Origin of the sequence: Streptomyces sp. NPDC093085 (assembly GCF_040683935.1) — a bacterium.
GTDB lineage: Bacteria > Actinomycetota > Actinomycetes > Streptomycetales > Streptomycetaceae > Streptomyces.
The window spans coordinates 316,341-333,277 of sequence record NZ_JBFBFB010000001.1 but is presented as its reverse complement, the minus strand read 5'-3'; the positions used below and the strand labels follow the sequence as shown (position 1 = coordinate 333,277).

The 16,937-nt window shown below is 72.4% G+C and carries 13 protein-coding genes; 6 read left to right on the top strand and 7 right to left on the bottom strand.

Going from position 1 to position 16,937, the window contains the following annotated elements:
• Window positions 1-70: 70 nt before the first annotated feature.
• From AB0O07_RS01405 to AB0O07_RS01390, 4 genes are read left to right on the top strand one after another with little or no spacing between them, the layout of a single operon-like run.
• The gene (locus AB0O07_RS01405) at window positions 71-1,786 is read left to right on the top strand and encodes an ABC transporter substrate-binding protein (RefSeq protein ID WP_365625030.1); all 1,716 of its coding nucleotides are present in this window, start codon (window positions 71-73) and stop codon (window positions 1,784-1,786) included.
• The gene (locus AB0O07_RS01400) at window positions 1,783-2,757 is read left to right on the top strand and encodes an ABC transporter permease (RefSeq protein WP_365625027.1); all 975 of its coding nucleotides are present in this window, start codon (window positions 1,783-1,785) and stop codon (window positions 2,755-2,757) included. Before AB0O07_RS01405 ends, AB0O07_RS01400 begins: the two co-directional genes overlap by 4 nt.
• Before the next feature lie 10 nt (window positions 2,758-2,767).
• Window positions 2,768-3,697: an ABC transporter permease gene (locus AB0O07_RS01395; protein ID WP_365625024.1), complete on the top strand. Its 930-nt coding sequence runs from the start codon at window positions 2,768-2,770 to the stop codon at window positions 3,695-3,697.
• Window positions 3,694-5,634 carry an ABC transporter ATP-binding protein gene (locus AB0O07_RS01390; protein ID WP_365625021.1) on the top strand — a complete coding sequence of 647 codons (1,941 nt, stop codon included), beginning with the start codon at window positions 3,694-3,696 and terminating at the stop codon, window positions 5,632-5,634. Before AB0O07_RS01395 ends, AB0O07_RS01390 begins: the two co-directional genes overlap by 4 nt.
• A gap of 147 nt (window positions 5,635-5,781) precedes the next feature.
• On the opposite strand, the gene aztD is transcribed toward AB0O07_RS01390, so the two are convergent.
• The 4 genes from aztD to aztB all read right to left on the bottom strand — a co-directional run bounded on the left by aztD (window position 5,782) and on the right by aztB (window position 10,661).
• Entirely contained in the window at window positions 5,782-7,002 is a 1,221-nt protein-coding gene (aztD, locus tag AB0O07_RS01385; RefSeq protein ID WP_365625018.1) for a zinc metallochaperone AztD, read from the bottom strand.
• Between the two features lie 31 nt (window positions 7,003-7,033).
• Window positions 7,034-7,990 carry a zinc ABC transporter substrate-binding protein AztC gene (gene aztC / locus AB0O07_RS01380; RefSeq protein ID WP_365627876.1) on the bottom strand — a complete coding sequence of 319 codons (957 nt, stop codon included), beginning with the start codon at window positions 7,988-7,990 and terminating at the stop codon, window positions 7,034-7,036.
• A gap of 458 nt (window positions 7,991-8,448) precedes the next feature.
• Window positions 8,449-9,723: a hypothetical protein gene (locus AB0O07_RS01375; protein WP_365625015.1), complete on the bottom strand. Its 1,275-nt coding sequence runs from the start codon at window positions 9,721-9,723 to the stop codon at window positions 8,449-8,451.
• Window positions 9,720-10,661 carry a zinc ABC transporter permease AztB gene (aztB, locus tag AB0O07_RS01370; RefSeq protein WP_365625012.1) on the bottom strand — a complete coding sequence of 314 codons (942 nt, stop codon included), beginning with the start codon at window positions 10,659-10,661 and terminating at the stop codon, window positions 9,720-9,722. Before aztB ends, AB0O07_RS01375 begins: the two co-directional genes overlap by 4 nt.
• Window positions 10,662-10,751: 90 nt before the next feature.
• On the opposite strand from aztB, the gene aztA reads away from it, so the two are divergent.
• Both aztA and AB0O07_RS01360 read left to right on the top strand, forming a co-directional pair.
• Entirely contained in the window at window positions 10,752-11,549 is a 798-nt protein-coding gene (gene aztA / locus AB0O07_RS01365; protein WP_365627874.1) for a zinc ABC transporter ATP-binding protein AztA, read from the top strand.
• A 211-nt stretch (window positions 11,550-11,760) separates the two neighbouring features.
• Complete coding sequence (locus AB0O07_RS01360) at window positions 11,761-13,497, top strand: hypothetical protein (RefSeq protein ID WP_365625009.1); 1,737 nt, start codon at window positions 11,761-11,763, stop codon at window positions 13,495-13,497.
• Between the two features lie 155 nt (window positions 13,498-13,652).
• On the opposite strand, the gene AB0O07_RS01355 is transcribed toward AB0O07_RS01360, so the two are convergent.
• Genes AB0O07_RS01355 through AB0O07_RS01345 form a run of 3 tightly spaced genes read right to left on the bottom strand, consistent with a single transcriptional unit; the run spans window position 13,653 to window position 16,878 of the window.
• Complete coding sequence (locus tag AB0O07_RS01355) at window positions 13,653-15,164, bottom strand: tripartite tricarboxylate transporter permease (RefSeq protein ID WP_365625006.1); 1,512 nt, start codon at window positions 15,162-15,164, stop codon at window positions 13,653-13,655.
• A complete protein-coding gene (locus tag AB0O07_RS01350) occupies window positions 15,164-15,895 on the bottom strand; it encodes a tripartite tricarboxylate transporter TctB family protein (protein WP_365625003.1) in 732 nt (243 codons plus the stop codon). Before AB0O07_RS01350 ends, AB0O07_RS01355 begins: the two co-directional genes overlap by 1 nt.
• Window positions 15,892-16,878, bottom strand: a complete 987-nt coding sequence (locus AB0O07_RS01345; protein WP_365625000.1) for a tripartite tricarboxylate transporter substrate-binding protein — start codon at window positions 16,876-16,878, stop codon at window positions 15,892-15,894. Before AB0O07_RS01345 ends, AB0O07_RS01350 begins: the two co-directional genes overlap by 4 nt.
• Window positions 16,879-16,937: the final 59 nt, after the last annotated feature.

The following is a 16,937-nucleotide window of genomic DNA, read 5'->3' as shown; positions in this document are numbered from 1 at the left end:
GCGCCCCGTTCCCCCGCGCCCCCGCTCGCCCCGGCCCTTTCCCCCAGCGCCTTCACCCCTGAGGAAGACCATGTCCGACCTTCGCAGCACCATCGAACGAGCCGAGCCCCGCCGGCGGAAATGGCCCTGGGTGGCGGGCGGTGTCGCGCTCCTGCTCGTCGCCGCGAGCGGCTTCGCCCTCACCCGTACCGACGGAGCCGCCGACCGGGCCGCCGGGGACTCCACCCCCGTACGCGGCGGCACCCTGCGGTTCGCGCTGATCGACTACCAGCGCAGCCCCGACCCGCAGTGGGGCACCAACTACGCCGAATCCCTCATCGGTGACAACGTCACCGACAGGCTGACCTGGCAGGACCCGGACACCGGCAAGATCACACCGTGGCTGGCGACCTCGTGGGAGCAGAACAAGGACCTGACCGAGTTCACCTTCCATCTGCGGAAGGACGTCACCTTCAGCGACGGCACCCCCTTCGACTCCGCCGCCGTGAAGGCCAACTTCGACCAGTACGTACGCGGTGACGGGAAACTCGGCATCCTGCCCAACGGGGCCACCCTGCTGCCGGGTTACGTCGAGACACGGACCCCCGGCCGGTACACCGCCGTCGTCCGCTTCAAGAAGCCGCTGGCGAGCTTCTTGCAGGCCTCGTCCTTCACGGCCAACGCCGGGCCCGGTTTCCTCTCGCTGTCGACACTGCGGCTGAGCGCCGAGGAGCGGACCGACCCGACCAAGGTCATCGGCACCGGGCCGTTCGTGTACGAGTCGTGGAAGCCGCAGGTCAGCACCGTTCTGGTGAAGCGGAAGGGGTACGACTGGTCCCCGCCCGCGCTCCGTCACCAGGGCGCCGCCTACCTGGACAGGATCGTGTTCAACACCATCCCGGAGGCCAGCGTCCGCACCGGTTCCCTGGAGTCCGGGGCGCTCGACGCCACGCTCGATGTGGGGACCACGGACGAGAAGACCCTGGCCGCCCAGGGGTTCACCATCATCCACCGGGCCGTCTCGGGCACCCCCATCGTCTTCAACTTCAACTCCCAGCTCTTCCCCACCAATGACCTCGCGGTCCGCAGGGCGGTGCAACTCGGCTGGAACCGGGAGGCGTTGAAGAAGACGGTGCTCACCGATTCCTACTCGGTGGGCACATCGGTCCTGGAACCCTCCGTCCTCGGGTACGCGGACCACAGCGGTTCGGTGCTGGCATACGATCCCCGCCGGGCCGAGCGGCTGCTGGCCGAGGCGGGCTGGGCGAAGGGCGCGGACGGGATCCGGGTCAAGGACGGCAGGCGGCTGGTGATCAAGCTGCTGGGCATCAACAACCTCGTGGTGAACAAGCCCGCGTACGAGTCGGTCCAGCAGGACCTGAGGAAGATCGGCATCGATCTGCGGCTCACCGTCGTCCCGATCCCGGACTACACGGCCAGCCTCGCCAAGGCGAAGACCGACTGGAACGTCACCGCCTCCAACCGCTCCCGCAACGACCCGGCCGTCCTCAACCTCCAGTACAGCCCGGAGCTCGGCAACGTCAGCTATCTGACCAAGGACTCGCCGGGCATCGACCGCGCCGAGGTCACCAGGGTGCTGGGGAGGCTGGAGCTCACCCTCGACCCGGCCGCGCGCGCCCGGTACGCCCGGGCGGCGCAGGACCTGCTGCTCGACAGGTACGCCCTGGTGAACCCGGTCTACAACCCGTCGCAGGTGATCGCCCAGTCGGATCAGGTGCACGGGATCGTCTTCGACGCCCAGTCCCGTAACCACTTCGTGAACACGTGGAAGAGCGGCGGAAAGTGACGGGCCGTCAGTTCGCGCGCTATCTCGCGATGAAGACGGGGCGGGCGCTGTTCGTGGTCTGGGCCGCGTTCACCCTGACCTTCGTCCTGCTCTTCGTCCTGCCCGCCGACCCGGTGGACCTGCTCTTCGACCCCGCCGAACTCAACAGTGTGCCCCCGGAAGTCCGGGAGCGCACGGCGGCCGGGTACGGCTTCGACAAGCCGGTTCCCGTCCAGTACGCCGACCGGCTGGGGCATGCGCTCACCGGTGACTTCGGCACCTCGGTCCACTCCGGGCGCCCGGTCACCGCCACCGTCCTCGATGTGCTGCCGAGCACCCTCGTCCTCGCCGTCTGCGCCCTCGCGCTCGCCCTGCTCCTCGCCTTCGCCATCGCGCTCGTCGCCACCGCGACCCGCCACACCTGGGTGCGCACCCTGGTCGAGACGGTGCCGTCGGGCGCGGTGTCGGTGCCGGTTTTCCTCTCCGGCATTCTGCTGCTTCAGCTCTTCTCCTTCCGGCTGGGCTGGTTCCCGGCCTTCGGCGACAGCGGCGCCGCCGGCCTGGTCCTGCCGGTGGTCACGCTGGCCGTCCCGGTGTCGGGCCCGATCGCCCAACTCCTCGTCCGCAGCTTCGCCACCGAGTTCCGGGCCGGGTACACGACGACCAGCCGGGCGAAGGGCGCCACCCGGGGCGCCGTCGTCGTCCGCGACGTCTTCCGCAACGCCAGTCTTCCGGCGCTCACCATCGCCGGTATCACCTTCGGCAATCTGATCGCCGGGTCGGTGATCACCGAGACCGTCTTCGCCCGGCAGGGCATCGGCCGGCTGACCCAGTCCGCGATCAACACACTGGACATCCCGCTGGTGCAGGGGATCGTCGTGCTGGTGGCCGCGGGTTTCGCGGTGATCAACCTGGCGGTCGACCTGACCTATCCGCTTCTGGACCCACGGCTGCGGACCACGCTCGCGGCGGGTTCCCCGCAGGCCGCCTGAGGAGGACGACATGACCACGCCACCTTCCGTCCGTACCCCTGCCACCGAGGCCCGGCCCGCACCCGGAACCCGGCCCGTCTCCGAGGCCCGGCCCGCCCCCGGGACCCGGCACGCCTCCGAACTGCTGCGTGGAATCGGCGAGTCGGCCCGGCAGCCGGTGCTGGTGGCCTCCTGGCTCGTCGTGCTGCTCGCGGTCGGCTGGGCGGTCGCCCCCGCCCTCTTCACCTCGTACGGTCCGTACGACGGGGACACCTCGGCGAGCTTCGCGCCGCCGAGCGCGGAGCACTGGTTCGGCACCGACCGGCTGGGCCGGGACCTCTTCGCGCGCACCGTGTACGGCGCCCACACCACCCTGAGCGCCACCCTGCTCGCCGTCCTCATCGCCTTCGGCATCGGCACCGCCGTCGGGCTGGTCGCGGGGTTCGGCGGCGGCGCCGTCGACACCGCGGTCATGCGGGTGGCCGATGTGTTCCTGGCCATCCCCAGCCTGCTGCTCGCCATGGTGGTGGTCTCGGTCCTCGGCTACTCCACCCGGAACATCGCGCTGGCCGTCGGCATCTCCTCCATCGCGTCGTTCGCGCGGGTGATGCGGGCCCAGGTGCTCACCGTCGTCACCCAGGACTATGTCAGGGCGGCGTACGGGCTCGGGGTCGGAAGAGCCGGCGTGCTGTTCCGGCATGTCGTCCCCAACGCGCTCAGCGCGGTGGTCGCGCTGGCCGCGCTGGAGGTCGGTACGGCGGTGCTCGCCGTCGCCTCGCTCGGCTTCCTGGGGTACGGGGCCCCGCCGCCCGAGCCGGAATGGGGGCTGCTGGTGGCCGAGGGCCGGGACTATGTCGCCGCGTACCCCTGGACCTCGGTCCTGCCGGGGGCGGCGCTCGCGCTCGTCGTCATCGCCACCCACCGCATCAGCACCGCGTACCGGAAGGAGAACCGGCGATGACCGAGAAGTCCGGGCAGGAGCCCTCGGAGACGCGCGGGGAGACGCCCGGGGAGACGCCCAGTGAGACGCCCCGGGACCGGGACCGGGAGCGGGAGCGGGAGCCGCTCCTGAGGATCACCGGTCTCACCATCGACTACCGGAGCGGGCGCCGCCGGTGGTCCCCGGCCGTCCAGGAGGCCGGCCTCCGGGTGGAGCCGGGCGAGTTCGTCTCGCTGGTGGGGGAATCCGGCTCCGGCAAGAGCACGCTGGTGCAGGGCGCGCTCGGCCTGCTGCCGCCCGCCGCGCGGATCCGGGCCGGCTCCCTCGCGTACTCAGGTGTCGATGTGACCGGCTGGAACGACCGGCGGATGGCGCGGGTCCGGGGCAATTACGTGGGCTTCGTCCCCCAGGACCCCAACACCGCGCTCAACCCGGTGAAGCGGATCGGGCCGCAGGTGGCCGAGGCGGTCCGCTTCAACGTGCCCGGGACCCGCGACGCGGCACACCACCGGGAGGCAGCGCTGCGGTCGCTGCGCGCGGCGGGGCTCACGGATGCCGAACGGGTCTTCCACCAGTACCCGCACGAGCTGAGCGGCGGGATGAAGCAGCGCGCGCTGATCGCCGTCGCGCTGGCGGGCGAGCCGGAGCTCATCGTGGCGGACGAGCCGACCAGCGCGCTCGATGTCACCGTCCAGAAGGTGATCCTGGACCATCTGGTACGGCTCCGGGACGACCTCGGCATCGGGGTGCTCCTGGTCACCCACGATCTCGGGGTCGCGCTGGACCGCTCGGACCGGATCCTGGTGATGCGGCAGGGCCGGATCGTGGAGGAGGGCCCGGTCCGCGAGGTCCTGGAACACCCCGCCCACGCCTACACCCGCCGGCTCCTCGACGCGGCCCCCGCACGCCATGCGGGGCGGCTGGAGCCCGCCTCCGGTACCCGTACCGTCCCCGCCGGCGACCTGCCGCCGGTGGTGCGGGCGGACGGTCTCACCAAGAGCTATCCGCCGCGCGGCATCCGGCAGAGCCGGGGAGTCCGGAGCGGGGAAGGCGGACGGCGGGTGCGGAACGACGGGGCCGGACGGCGGGAGGCACGGGAAGTGCGGGAAGTGCAGGAAGTGCGCGAGGTGCGGGAAGTGCGGGAGGTGCGTAAAGCGCAAGAGGCGCAAGAGGTGCGGGAAGTGCGCAAGGTGCGGGAGATCCGGGCGCTGGACGGCGTGGACCTGACCGTACGGAAGGGCACCACGCATGCGATCGTCGGTGAGTCAGGCGCCGGCAAGTCGACCCTGGCGGGCATCCTGGCCGGGTTCACCACGCCCGACAGCGGCACCGTACGGGTCGGGGACCGGGAGCTGACCGGACTGGACCGCCGTCAACTGCGCGAGCTGCGGCGGGACTTGCAGTTCGTGTTCCAGAATCCGTTCACCTCGCTCGACCCCCGGTTCACCGTCGGACAACTTGTCGCGGAGCCACTGCGCGCCTTCCGTCCGACCGCCGGGAGGCGGGAGCGGAGGGACCGGGTGGTGGAGCTGCTGAAGGCGGTGGCCCTGGACGAGACCCATCTGCGCCGGCTCCCCCACGAACTCTCCGGAGGGCAGCGTCAGCGGGTGGCAATCGCGCGGGCGCTCGCGCTCCGCCCCGGGATCCTGGTGCTCGACGAGGCGGTGAGCGCGCTCGACGTGTCGGTGCAGGCGCAGATCCTGCGGCTCCTGGTCGACCTCCAGGCCGCGTACGGGCTCAGCTACGTCTTCGTCACCCACGACCTCGGTGTGGTCCGGCTGATCGCGGACGACGTCACGGTGATGAAGGGCGGCGCCGTGGTCGAGACGGGGCGGGCCGAGGAGGTGTTCCGGGCGCCGAGGCACCCGTACACCCGGGAACTGCTGGCGGCCGTCCCGGGCACGCGTCACCCGGAGCCGGTGCAGCGGCGTGCCGAGGGCGTCGGGTCCGTACGGTGAGCGGACCGGCCGCCGTGGTGGCGGGCGGCCGGTCCGTTCCGTTCCTTTCCGCTCCTTTCCTTTCCGTTCCTTTCCGTTCCTTTCTCCGCCGGTCAGTTCTCCGCGGGTCCGTTCATTTCCGTTCTCCGCAGGTCGGTTCTCCGCAGGTCAGTGCTTGACGCCGGAGATCTCGTTGGGGGTCTGGGGGAGGGTGCCGGAGGCGGTCTTCTTGCCGGTCTCGATGTCGATGGCGTGGATCTTCTTGGTGGCGGGGTCGGTGACGTACGCCGTGTGGTCACGGACGAAGAGGGCCGGGCGCGGCTGCTGCCACTCCATGGGCTCCTGCCAGGAACCGGTGACCGGGATCGTTCTGGTGACCTTGCCGGCCACGGGGTCGATGACGTGGATCTTGCCGTCGGTGCCGAGGACGAGCGCCTCGCCGTGCGGGCCGCGGGCGAGGGAGCGGAAGGTGTAGCTGGTGCCGAGGTCGACCAGGCGCAGCTTGCCGGTCTCCGTGTCGATCAGTGAGACCTGCTGGGGGCGTTCGAGTTCGGCGTCCTTGTCCTTCTTGTAGTCGCCGAGGACGATCGGGGACGCGTCGGATCCGGCCTGGTTGCCGATCCTGCCGTACGCCGTGGGGCTCTTGACCTTGGTGATGGCGCCGTCCTGGTAGATCAGGACGCCGTTCTCGCAGCCGACGACGACTGTTTCGCCCTGGGCGGTGGCCTCGCCGTGGACGCCGGGGCACTCCTCGCTGCGGGTGATCTCCTTCTTGTGGTCCTTGTCGAGGACGAGGATGCCGGTGCGCTTCTCCTCGGTGCCCAGTGTGGTGACCAGTTGGCCGTCGGCGAGTTCGATGGCGACGCCGTGGTGGGGCTCGGCGGAGGTGTAGGTGGTGGTGGCCGGGGTGCCCTTCGCGAGGTCCTTGGAGGCGAAGATCGTGACCTCCCCGGTGCCGTCGGCGAAGAGGACCGTCTTGTCGGCGTGCCGGACGACATGGCCGGGCTTGGCGCCCTTGAACTCGACGCCGGTGAACCGCTGTCCGGCGGCGTCCAGGACGCGGAAGCCGTCGCCGGTCGAGACGATGACGTGCTGGTCGTCACCGGCGGGGTTGACCCGGTTGAACCCGGCCAGGGGGAGGTCCCCGGCGACCTTGAGGGTCTCGCCGTCGAGGACGTACAGGCCGCCGTCGTACGTGGCGACGAGCGGGTTGCCGACCTGCTTCGCGGCGGGCGCGGGCGAGGAGCCGGCCTCGGTGGCCGCCTTGTTGCCGGAGCCGGAGGAGCCGGAAGAGCCGGCGGAGCCGGTACCGCAGGCGGTCAGGGCGAGGGAGGTGGCGATCAGCAGGGAGATCCCTGCCGCCGCGCGGGGGCGGGTCGTGGACATCACGGTGTTCTCGTCTTCCTTTCGGTGCCCGTTGCTAGGAGCGGGCGGGGTCGGGGGTGGAGGCGGGGGTGGAAGTGGGGGTGGAAGTGGAGGCGGAAGTGGGCGCGCCCAGGCCGTCGGCGATGGTGGTGGTGTTGGCGCGCATCATCTGGAGATAGGTGGCGGCCCCTCGGCCCTCCTCCGTCAGGGATTCGGAGAAGAGCGGCAGGACGCGTACGTCGACGTGGCTCTCGTTCCTGAGGGCCTGGGCGAGCCGGTCGGGCTGGGAGGAGTCCGCGAAGATCGCCGGGACCTTCGCCTGCTCGATCGCCGTGGCCAGGGACTTGAGGTCGGCGGCGCTGGGCGAGGCGAGCGTCGTACCGCTGGGGATGACGGCGCCGATGACGCGGAATCCGAAGCGCTGGGCGAGGTAGCCGAAGACATGGTGGTTGGTGACCAGGTTGCGCCGCTGCTCCGGGATGGCGTCGAAGCGGTCGGTCATCCAGCGGGTGAGGTCGTCGAGTTGGGTGTCGTACCGGGCGGCGTTGGCGCGGACGGCGGCGGCGTCGACGCCCTCGACATGCTCGATCAGTTGCTCCGCGATCAGCCGGGCCCCGGTGCGTACCCGGGTGGGGTCGGTCCAGAAGTGCGGGTCGGGGCGGCCCGCCAGGTCGTCCGAGGCGTACGTGAGGGGGTCGGCCCGCTCCGCGACGGCGAGCGCGGGGACGCCCGCGTCCCGGGCTGCGGCGACATGGCGCAGGACGTTCTCCTCCAGCCCGAGGCCGTTGTAGACGATCAGGTCGGCCTGTTCGATCCGGGCCGCCTGGGGGGCGGAAATGCCGAAGGAGTGGGGGTCGGCGCCGGGCCGCATCAGGACGGTGACCTCGGCCTCGTCCCCGGCGATCTGCCGGGTGATGTCGCCGAGGATGTTGGTGGTGACGACGACACTCGGGCGCCCGGAGGCGGGGGCGGCGCAGCCGGTGAGGGCGAGGAGGCCGAGGAGTCCGACGATGCTGAGGAAGCCGGTGAGACTGCGGAAGCCGGTGAGACCGCGGAAGCCGGTGAGGCCGCGGAGGAGCGCGGTGGGCAAGGAGAGGACCGAGGCGGGGACTTGGGCCGGGGCCGGAGCCAGGCGGGGGTGGCGTGCTGGCCGGGCGCCTCGTTCGGCCCGGACACCATCGACAGGAAGGGCATCCCCGGCAGGGCGGGCGTCCCCTACGGGGTGGGGGTCCCCTACGGGGCGGGCGTCCCCTACGGGGCGGGCGTCCCGTACGGGGCGGGGGTCCCCTACGGGGTGGGCGTCCCCTACGCGGTGGGGATCCCCTACGGGGTGGGGATCCCCTACGGGGTGGGGGTCCCCTACGGGGTGGGGGTCCCCTACGGGGTGGGGGTCCCCTACGGGGTGGGGGTCCCCTACGGGGTGGGGGTCCCGTGCGGGGTGGGTGGGGTTTGTTGTGTGGGTGTCCGGGGTCATCGGCCGGTCTCCACCATGTGGGCCGGGGTGAGCGGCAGGGAGAAGGTGCGGGCCCGGCGGAGGTGGTCGTTGTAGTCGATCTCGTGGACCTTCCGGGCCGCCGGGTCGTTGACGTAGGCGCGGCTGGTGTCCACCTCGATGACCGGCGCCGGGCCGGTGGCGGGCGGGGTGAGGAGCCGGGTGGTGGCGGTCCGTTTTCCGGTGGCGATGTCGTACGCGCTCAGCCGTCCGTCGGTGCCCAGCGCGAGCAGCGGGGTGGACTCCCCCGCCGTGTTCAGGGCGGCGACCGGGCCGGTTTCGATCCGGTGCCACCTCCGCTCGGTCACGTCGAGGACCCAGGCCGCGTCCGGTCCGGCCGGGGCGGTGAGGGTGGTGGAGCCCGCGCGGTGGCGGAACGCGGTCGCCCGCTCGGCCTTGGGGACGTCGGCCCCGGCGGACCCTGCGGATCCGGCGGATCCGTACGGGATCTTCTGGGCGGTGAAACCGCTGCCGCCGTCGGCGTAGACCAGGAGCGCGCCGTCCGCGCAGCCGATGACCACGCCGCGCCGGGTGAGCGCCGTACCGCTGGGCTCCGCGCAGGTCTCGTCCGGGGTGGCGACCCGGGCGCCGGCGCGGTCGCGTATCTCGACGCGGTCGTGGTCGGCGCCGGTACCGGGTACGACCAGGTGTTCCTGGTACGGGACGGCCTCGGCGGCGGTGGAGCCGGGCAGGGCGCGGCCCGTTCCCGGGCGCCCCCGCTCCAGCGCCGTACGGTCGAAGAGGCGGGCCGAGGTGACCGGGCGGGCCGGGTTCTCGGTGAAGGAGACCGCGGTGACCACCGGGTCGGTGTGGACGCTCACGACGGGGCCGGGGCCGCTCACCGCGCCCGCCGGGCGGATCTCGGCCCGGTAGTAGTGCACATGGTCCCCGTGGTCCACCATCCACGCGCCGGCGTCGACGATCTGGGCGCCCGTGTCGGTGGCGACATACGCGAAGCGGCCGTCGGTGGTGAGGCCCCGCACCGCTCCGGTGCCGGGGAGGGTGGTGAGGTCCTCGGTGGTCAGGTCCAGCACGCGGACGGTGCCCGCCGCGTCGGCGAGGACCAGCCGGGACTGCTGCTCGGCGGTCTCCTCCGCGCCCTCGACATATCCGTGCGGTACGGGCTCCCCGGTGCCGCTCCCGGCCGGTGCGGGGGTGCGGCCGGCGGCCGGGGTGCCGTCCGTGGCGCAGCCCGTGGTGAGGAGGCAGGAGACGAGGATCACCGCGGAAACGGTTTTCCCGAGGTCGGTCATGAGGGCACCTTGTCTGCGCGTGACGGGGCGGGAACGGGAGGGGCGGGAACGGGAGGGGCGGGAACGGGAGGGGCGGGAACGGGAGGGATGGGTGCGGGAGGGGTGGGGACGGGAAGGGGTGCGGTCGCGCTCCATCGCGCGGCGGCCAGGTGGGAGAGGAGGAACTGCGCCACCGCCACGGCGGAGATGGTCGCCCCGGCCGCCGTCCCCGCGTGCCAGGACACCAGCAGCCCGGTGAAGACGGCGGTGGCGCCGAGGAGCGCCGCGCCGGCCATGATCACGGGGATCCGGCGGGCCCACGGCAGCACGGTCGCGGGCGGCGCGATCAGCAGCCCGAACACCAGCAGCGTGCCGACGATATGGAACGAGGCGACGATCGCGAGGGTCAGCAGCCCCAGCAGCGCGGCGTGCGCGGTTTTCGGCCGCAGCCCCAGCGTGTGCGCCTTCCGTTCGTCGAACGCGAGGGCGAGGAACGGCCGGTAGCCCAGTACGGAGACGACCAGCGCGACCGCCAGCGCCACCCCGAGCAGGATCAGGTCCTCGTGACGTACGGCGAGCACATCGCCGAAGAGGAAACCGGTCAGGTCCACGGCGAACGACTGCGACCGGGAGACGATGATCACCCCCAGCGAGAGCATGCCGACGAAGAGCAGCCCGATGCTGGTGTCCTGGGAGAGCCGGGGCGAGCGGCCGACCGCGGTGACCCCGGCGGCCATGACGACCGCGCTCACCGCGGCCCCGGCCAGCAGGTTGCCGCCCAGCAGCGAGGCCACGGCGATACCCGGCAGCATCCCGTGCGACATCGCGTCGCCGAGGAACGCCATCCCGCGCAACACCACCCACGTACCGGCGAGGGCGCAGATCAGCGACACCAGGACGCCGCCCCACAGGGCACGTTGAACGAAGGTCACCTCGAAGGGACCCAGCAGCCATTCCATGACGTGGGAGCATATAGTGAAAATGATTATCACTACAAAGGGGGGGTCTTGTTCATGACGTCACCGCTGACGCCAACGCCCACGCCGCTCATGCCGCCGCCCACGCCGCCGCGACCGACGGATCGGTCCTCGCCGCGTACACCACGGGTCTCGCTGCACGGCGTTTCGGCGGGGTACGGGCGGGCCACGGTCCTGGACCGGCTGGACGTCGACATACCGGAGGGGGAGGTCACCGCCGTGGTGGGGCCGAACGGTTCGGGCAAGTCGACGCTGCTGGGGCTGCTGGCCGGGGTGATCCCGGCGGCCTCGGGGACGGTCGTCCACCGCACCGCCGTACGGCCCGCGTTCGTCATGCAGCGCAGCGCGGTGAGCGACACGCTGCCGCTCACGGTCCGGGAGGCCGTGGCGATGGGGCGGTGGGGGCGGCTCGGACTCTTCCGGCGGGTCCGTGCCGAGGATCACGCCGTGGTGGCGGCGAGCCTGGAGCGGCTGGACGTACTCGACCTGGCGGAGCGGCAGTTGGGTGCGGTGTCGGGGGGACAGCGGCAGCGGGTGCTGGTCGCGCAGGGGCTCGCCCAGGGCGCGGATCTGCTGCTGCTGGACGAACCGGCCAGCGCCCTCGACCGCACCGCACGCCGGACGATCACCCGGGTCCTGGAGGAGGTGGCGGCCGAGGGGGTCACCGTCGTCCACGCCACCCACCAGCGCGGGGCGGCCCGGCGGGCGGGCCACTGTCTGCTGCTGGAGGGCGGTCGGGTGGTGGCGGCGGGCCCGCCGTCCGAGGTGCTGGAAGCGGCGGAGGCGGAGGCGGAGGCGGAACGTGAGGGGGAGGGCGGGGAAGGCGCGGAGAGCGGGGAGGACGCGGAGAGCGGGGGCGAGCGGAGGTGACGGCCGGGAGCCCTGCCACCGGTGCCGCGCCGGCGGGCCACCACCGTTGACGCGCCCGGGGCCGTCAACGGGCCCTGCCCGCAACGGCGTTGGACGATGCCTCGGCGGGCAGCGGTGGTGCCCTTCCGGCAGCGCGTACGCCACCCCGCGTCGGATCGTATGACCGTAGGGTCGGTAGACCACCGTAGTCGAGACGCTGGGGGGCATCACCATGCGGGCGAACGGGCGGAGCAGCGAGGCACCACAGGACGAACGTGGTGCGGTGGGCGTACGGACGGACATGCTGCCCGCCCGCGCGGCGACCGCGCTCGCGGCCGGGCGGGGCGGCACGCTGCCGGCGGCGGAGCTGCTGGCGGCGCAGCACCTCGCCGGGAACTCCGCCGTCTCCGCCGCGCTCGGGCAGCGGGCGGCCGGGCACCCCGCCGCCGGACGGACCTCCCGGGGCGGTGCCAGGCTGCCCGGCGCGGACGTGCCCGTACAGCGGGTACGCGACACGGGCGGCGCCGTGGAGGAGCGGCCGGAGGGGCCCAAGGCCCCCTCGCGCGCCCGGGAGGCCGCGTCCTCCGCGGCCGGGGCGGGCCGGGACACGCTCGCGCTCGGGTCGGATCTGGCGACCCCGGCGGCGACGGCGACCATCGGCGGGCAGTACGACATCCCGACGTACAGCACCACGGACTCCTACAACGTGGGGGTCGCCGGGCCCTTGGGCACCGCGGCGGCGGCGGGCGCCGGCCTCGTCGGGAACGTACAGGCGGGCCGCGCCGCCCGCGAGGGGCGGCGGAACGCGCCGGAGGGCAGCGGCGAGCAGCACGGCCACACCCGCGATCTGCGGGCCGCCCAGGGGGACGGGGCGCAGAACTCGGCCGCCCTGGTGGGCGGTGTGCTCAACGCCGCCGGGGGCGCGATGAACCTCGCCGGGCACGCCCCGCCCATCTACAACGCGGTCCTCTCCGGCGGTGGCGCCGTGGCCCTGCCGGGGGCGGCGCTCCAGACCGGGCGCTACACCCGTAAGGCGCTCAAGGCCCGGGAGCGGGTGAGGAAGCTCGAAGACCTGATGCGGGCGCAGGACCAGCTCCCCAAGGTGGCGCTCCAGGCCGCCAAGGACGAGGTTGCGGCGCGCGAGGAGCTGGTGACCGCCCTCGACGGCGAGTGGCGGGAGGCGAAGGCCGAGTACGAGGACCGGGTCGCGGACCAGGGGCGGCCCGAGGCCGAGCGGACGTACCCGGACACCACGATCGAGCTGCTGGGCACTCTCCGGCTCAGGTTCGAAGGACTGCGGACGGACCTCCAGGAGGCCATGGCCGCGCACGAGGCCGCCAAGGCGCAGGCCGAGCAGCGGAAGCAGGCGCAGGAGGCCATCACCAAGGCGTTGACCGAGTTCGGCCAGATGGTGAGCGGGCACGACGGCGGCACCCCGGACGAGAGGGTGACGCTGCAACAGATCCAGCTCTACGCGGTCAAGAAGAACAAGCGGGGCGTCAACAAGAAGATGGTGGCCGCCCTGAGCGGAGCCCTGGGGGTCTCCGCCACTGTCGCCTCGCTCATCTCCGCGATCGCCATCGCCGCCGGTGCCACGGCGGGGGCCGCCATCCTCGTGACCACCCCGGTGGGGTGGGGGCTGGCCGCGGCGGCCGCCACGGTCGCGCTCGGCCTCGCCGGGTACAAGGCGTGGGAGACGATCGCCCGGCGCTGGGAGCAGAGCGGGGCGGCGGCACCGGACGACTCCACCATGCAGCACGTGGCCAAGACGCTGGCCTTCTGGCGGAAGACGGGGCCGAGCCAGCGCGAGATGTACGCCTCGGAACTCTTCGAGTACGCGAACGGCCCGGACGAGACGCAGGCGGAGATCGCCCACAACACGCTGAAGAGCCTGGGACTTGAGTGGAGCGAGCTCAGGAACGACAAGGAGAGCGCCACCAAGCTGATCGCCGCCAAGCTGGCCTCCTGATCCGGGAGTTCCTCCTGATCCGGGAGTTACGGACGGCATCTTCCGCGTCTTCCGGTGTGCCGCTGCCCCGGTCGGGTTGACCGGGGCAGCGGCAGGTCGGCAGATCGGAACGTCGACAGGTCGGCGGGTCGGCGGGTCGGAACGGCCTGAGCAGGTCAGGCGGCAGCGGCCACGCGGCGGCGGTTCCGGGCGCGCTGGACGAGGAGGCCGGCGGTGCCGAGGGCGAGGACGGCGTAGAGGGTGATGGTGATCGGGCTGGAGACCAGCGCCGTCGGGTCGCCCTCGCTGACGGCCATGGCACGCCGGAACTCGGTCTCGGCGAGCGGGCCCAGGATGACGGCGATCAGGACCGGGGCGACGGGCACCCCGTAACGGCGCATCGCGAAGCCGAGCAGCCCGATCGCCAGGACGAGGACGAGATCGAGGATCTTGCTGCTGGTCGCGTAGACACCGAGCATCGCGAAGACGGTGATCCCGCTGTAGAGGTAGTGCCGGGGCACCTTGAGGAGCTTCGCCCACAGCGGCGCGAACGGCAGGTTGAGCACGAGCAGCACGACCATGGCGATGAAGAAGCTGGCCAGCAGCGCCCAGACGAGTTCGCTGGCGCGCTCGAAGAGCAGCGGTCCCGGCTGGAGTCCGTACTGGCGGAACGCGGCGAGCAGGACGGCGGCCGTCGCCGAGGTCGGCAGGCCCAGCGCGAGCAGCGCGCCCATCGCGGTGCCCGCGGTGGCGTTGCCCGCCGCCTCGGGGCCCGCGACGCCCTGGATGGCGCCCTTGCCGAACAGGGAGTCGGGGCGCCGCGAGTCGAGCCTGCGCTCGGTCCCGTACGACAGGAAGGTGGGCACCTCCGAGCCGCCGACCGGGATGATGCCGAAGGGGACACCGATCGCGGTGCCGCGCAGCCAGGCGGGGGTCGCCTGCCGGATCTCGCGGCGGGAGAGCCAGAGCCGTCCGGTGGAGGGCATGACCCGCAGGTCCTCCTGGGTGCCCCGGCGCGCGGCGACGGTGATGACCTCGCCGAGGGCGAGCAGGCCCACGGTGATGACCACGATGTTGATGCCGTCGAAGAGTTCGGGCAGCCCCGCGGTGAAACGGGCGGTGCCGGACATGCCGTCGACGCCGACCAGCGCGATGGCGAGGCCGAGGACGAGGGCGGCAAGTCCGCGCAGGATCGAGTCGCTGACCACGGCGGAGATCGCGACGAACGCGAAGACGGCGAGGGCCAGATACTCGGCGGGGCCGAACAGGGTGGCGAGTTCGGCGAGCGAGGGGGCGAAGAACACCACCAGGACGGAGGAGAGGATGCCGCCGATGAACGCGCCGATCGCGGCGGTGGCGAGGGCCTGGGCGGCGCGCCCGGACTTCGCCATCCGGTGGCCCTCGATGGATCCGGCGATGGCGGTGCTGTTGCCGGGGGTGTTCATCAGGATGCCGGCGGTGGAGTCGCCGAAGAGTCCGCCGAAGAGCACACCGGCGAACATGATGAACGCGCCGATGGGGTCGAGCGAGAAGGTGACGGGCAGCAGCAGGGCCACCGCCATGGCGGAGCCCAGGCCGGGCAGCACGCCGACGGCGGTGCCGAGCACGGCGCCGACCAGCACCCACAGCATGTTCATGGGGGTGAGGATGGTGAGGAATCCGTCACCGAGGTTGCCGAGCGAATCCATCAGAACACTCCCGCGAGGATGCCCGGGGGCAGGTTGAGGCCCAGCCCGGCGGAGAAGGCGAGTTGGACGGTGGAGGAGATGGCGACCGAGAGGAAGGCGTCGAAGACGGTACGGCGGCTGCCGAGCGCGCGGGCGACGCCCCAGAAGAGCAGGGCGCCGGAGATCAGCCAGCCGAGCGGTTCGAGGAGGGCGATGAAGGCGACGACGGTGCCCACGAGCCCGGCCACGGCGAGGTGGTTGCTGCGGGGGCGTACGGGGGCGATGGGCTCGGCCGGGGTGGTGCCGGACGGTGCGGTGTCACCTGACGCGGTGCCACCTGGTGCGGTGTCGGCCGCCGTTGTGCCGACCGTCGTTGTGCCGACCGTCGTTGTGCCGGCCGCCGTTGTGCCGGCCGCCGTTGTGCCGGCCGCCGTTGTGCCGGCTGGTGCGGTGTGTTCCGGCTCCGGGTTGCGCAGGACGTCGACGGTGGTGAGGACGGCGAAGACCAGGCACGCGATCGCGACCACGGTGGGGAACATCCGAGGCCCCGGCGAGGCGACGTTGGCCGGCACTTCCATGGTGAGCGTCCCCGCGCCCAGCACCACACCGGTGACGGCCAGCAGCACCGGGACGACCAGCCCGGTGCGGCGGCGCAGGAACGCGGCGGGGCCGGTGTCGTCGGGCGCGCGGGGCGGGGTGTCCGGCGTGACGGGGGCGGGGGCCGGTGCGGGGGTGGGGGTAGGGGCGGTCACAGGCCCAGCTCCTCGATGATGGTGTTCACCCTGGCCTGGTCCTGGCGGATGAAGTCGGCGAACTCGTCCCCGGTCAGCACGGCCGCCACCCACTTGTTACGGGTGAGCGCGTCGGCCCACTCGGGGGTGCGGGTCGCCTCGGTGACGATGTCGGTCAGTTCCTGGCGCTGCGCGTCGCTGATGCCCGGCGGCGCGACCAGGCCGCGCCAGTTGGGCAGGGAGACCTGGACGCCCTGGTCGATGAAGGTGGGGGTGTCGATGCCCGGCACCGGCTCGTCGGCGGAGACGGCGAGCGCCCGCAGGTTGCCCGCCTCGATCTGGTCGCGGAAGTCGTTGTAACTGCTCACACCGAGCTCGACGGTGTTCGACAGCAGCGCGGTGAGGACTTCGCCGCCGCCCGCGAACGAGATGTAGTTGATCTCCTTGGGGGCGATCCCGGCCTCCCGCGCGGCGAGTCCGGCGAGCAGGTGGTCGGTGCCGCCGAGGCCGCCGCCGCCGACGGCGTGTCCGTGCGGGTTCTTCTTCCAGGCCGTCATGAAGTCCTGGAGCGTGCGGTACGGGGAGTTCGCCGGGACGATGAAGACCTGGTAGTCCTCGGCGAGCCGGGCGATCGGCGTGGTGTCCTCCAGGGCCACCCGCGACTTGTTGACGGTGATGGCGCCCTCCATCACGGTGCCGGTCATCATCAGCCGCGTCGGGTCCTTGCCGAGTTCGACGAACTGGCCGAGCCCGATCGTGCCGCCGGCTCCTGGCACATTGACCACCTGCACGTTGTTCACGATCGAACCGGCCCGCAGCGACTGCTGCAACTCGCGTGAGGCGAGGTCCCAGCCGCCGCCGGGCGCGGCCGGGGCCGTGACCGTCAGCTTCGCCCGCGGAGTGGCGCCGGAGGTGGAGCCGCTGGCGTCCACGGCGGCGAACCCGGCGAGCACCGTGGTGCACAGGGCACCGGCGACGCCGAGCATGAAACGTTTCCTCTGCACGACCACTCCCTTGTGATCCCGTAACGGTCCCTTTACCGGTCCTTGGTGGTCCCCTGCCG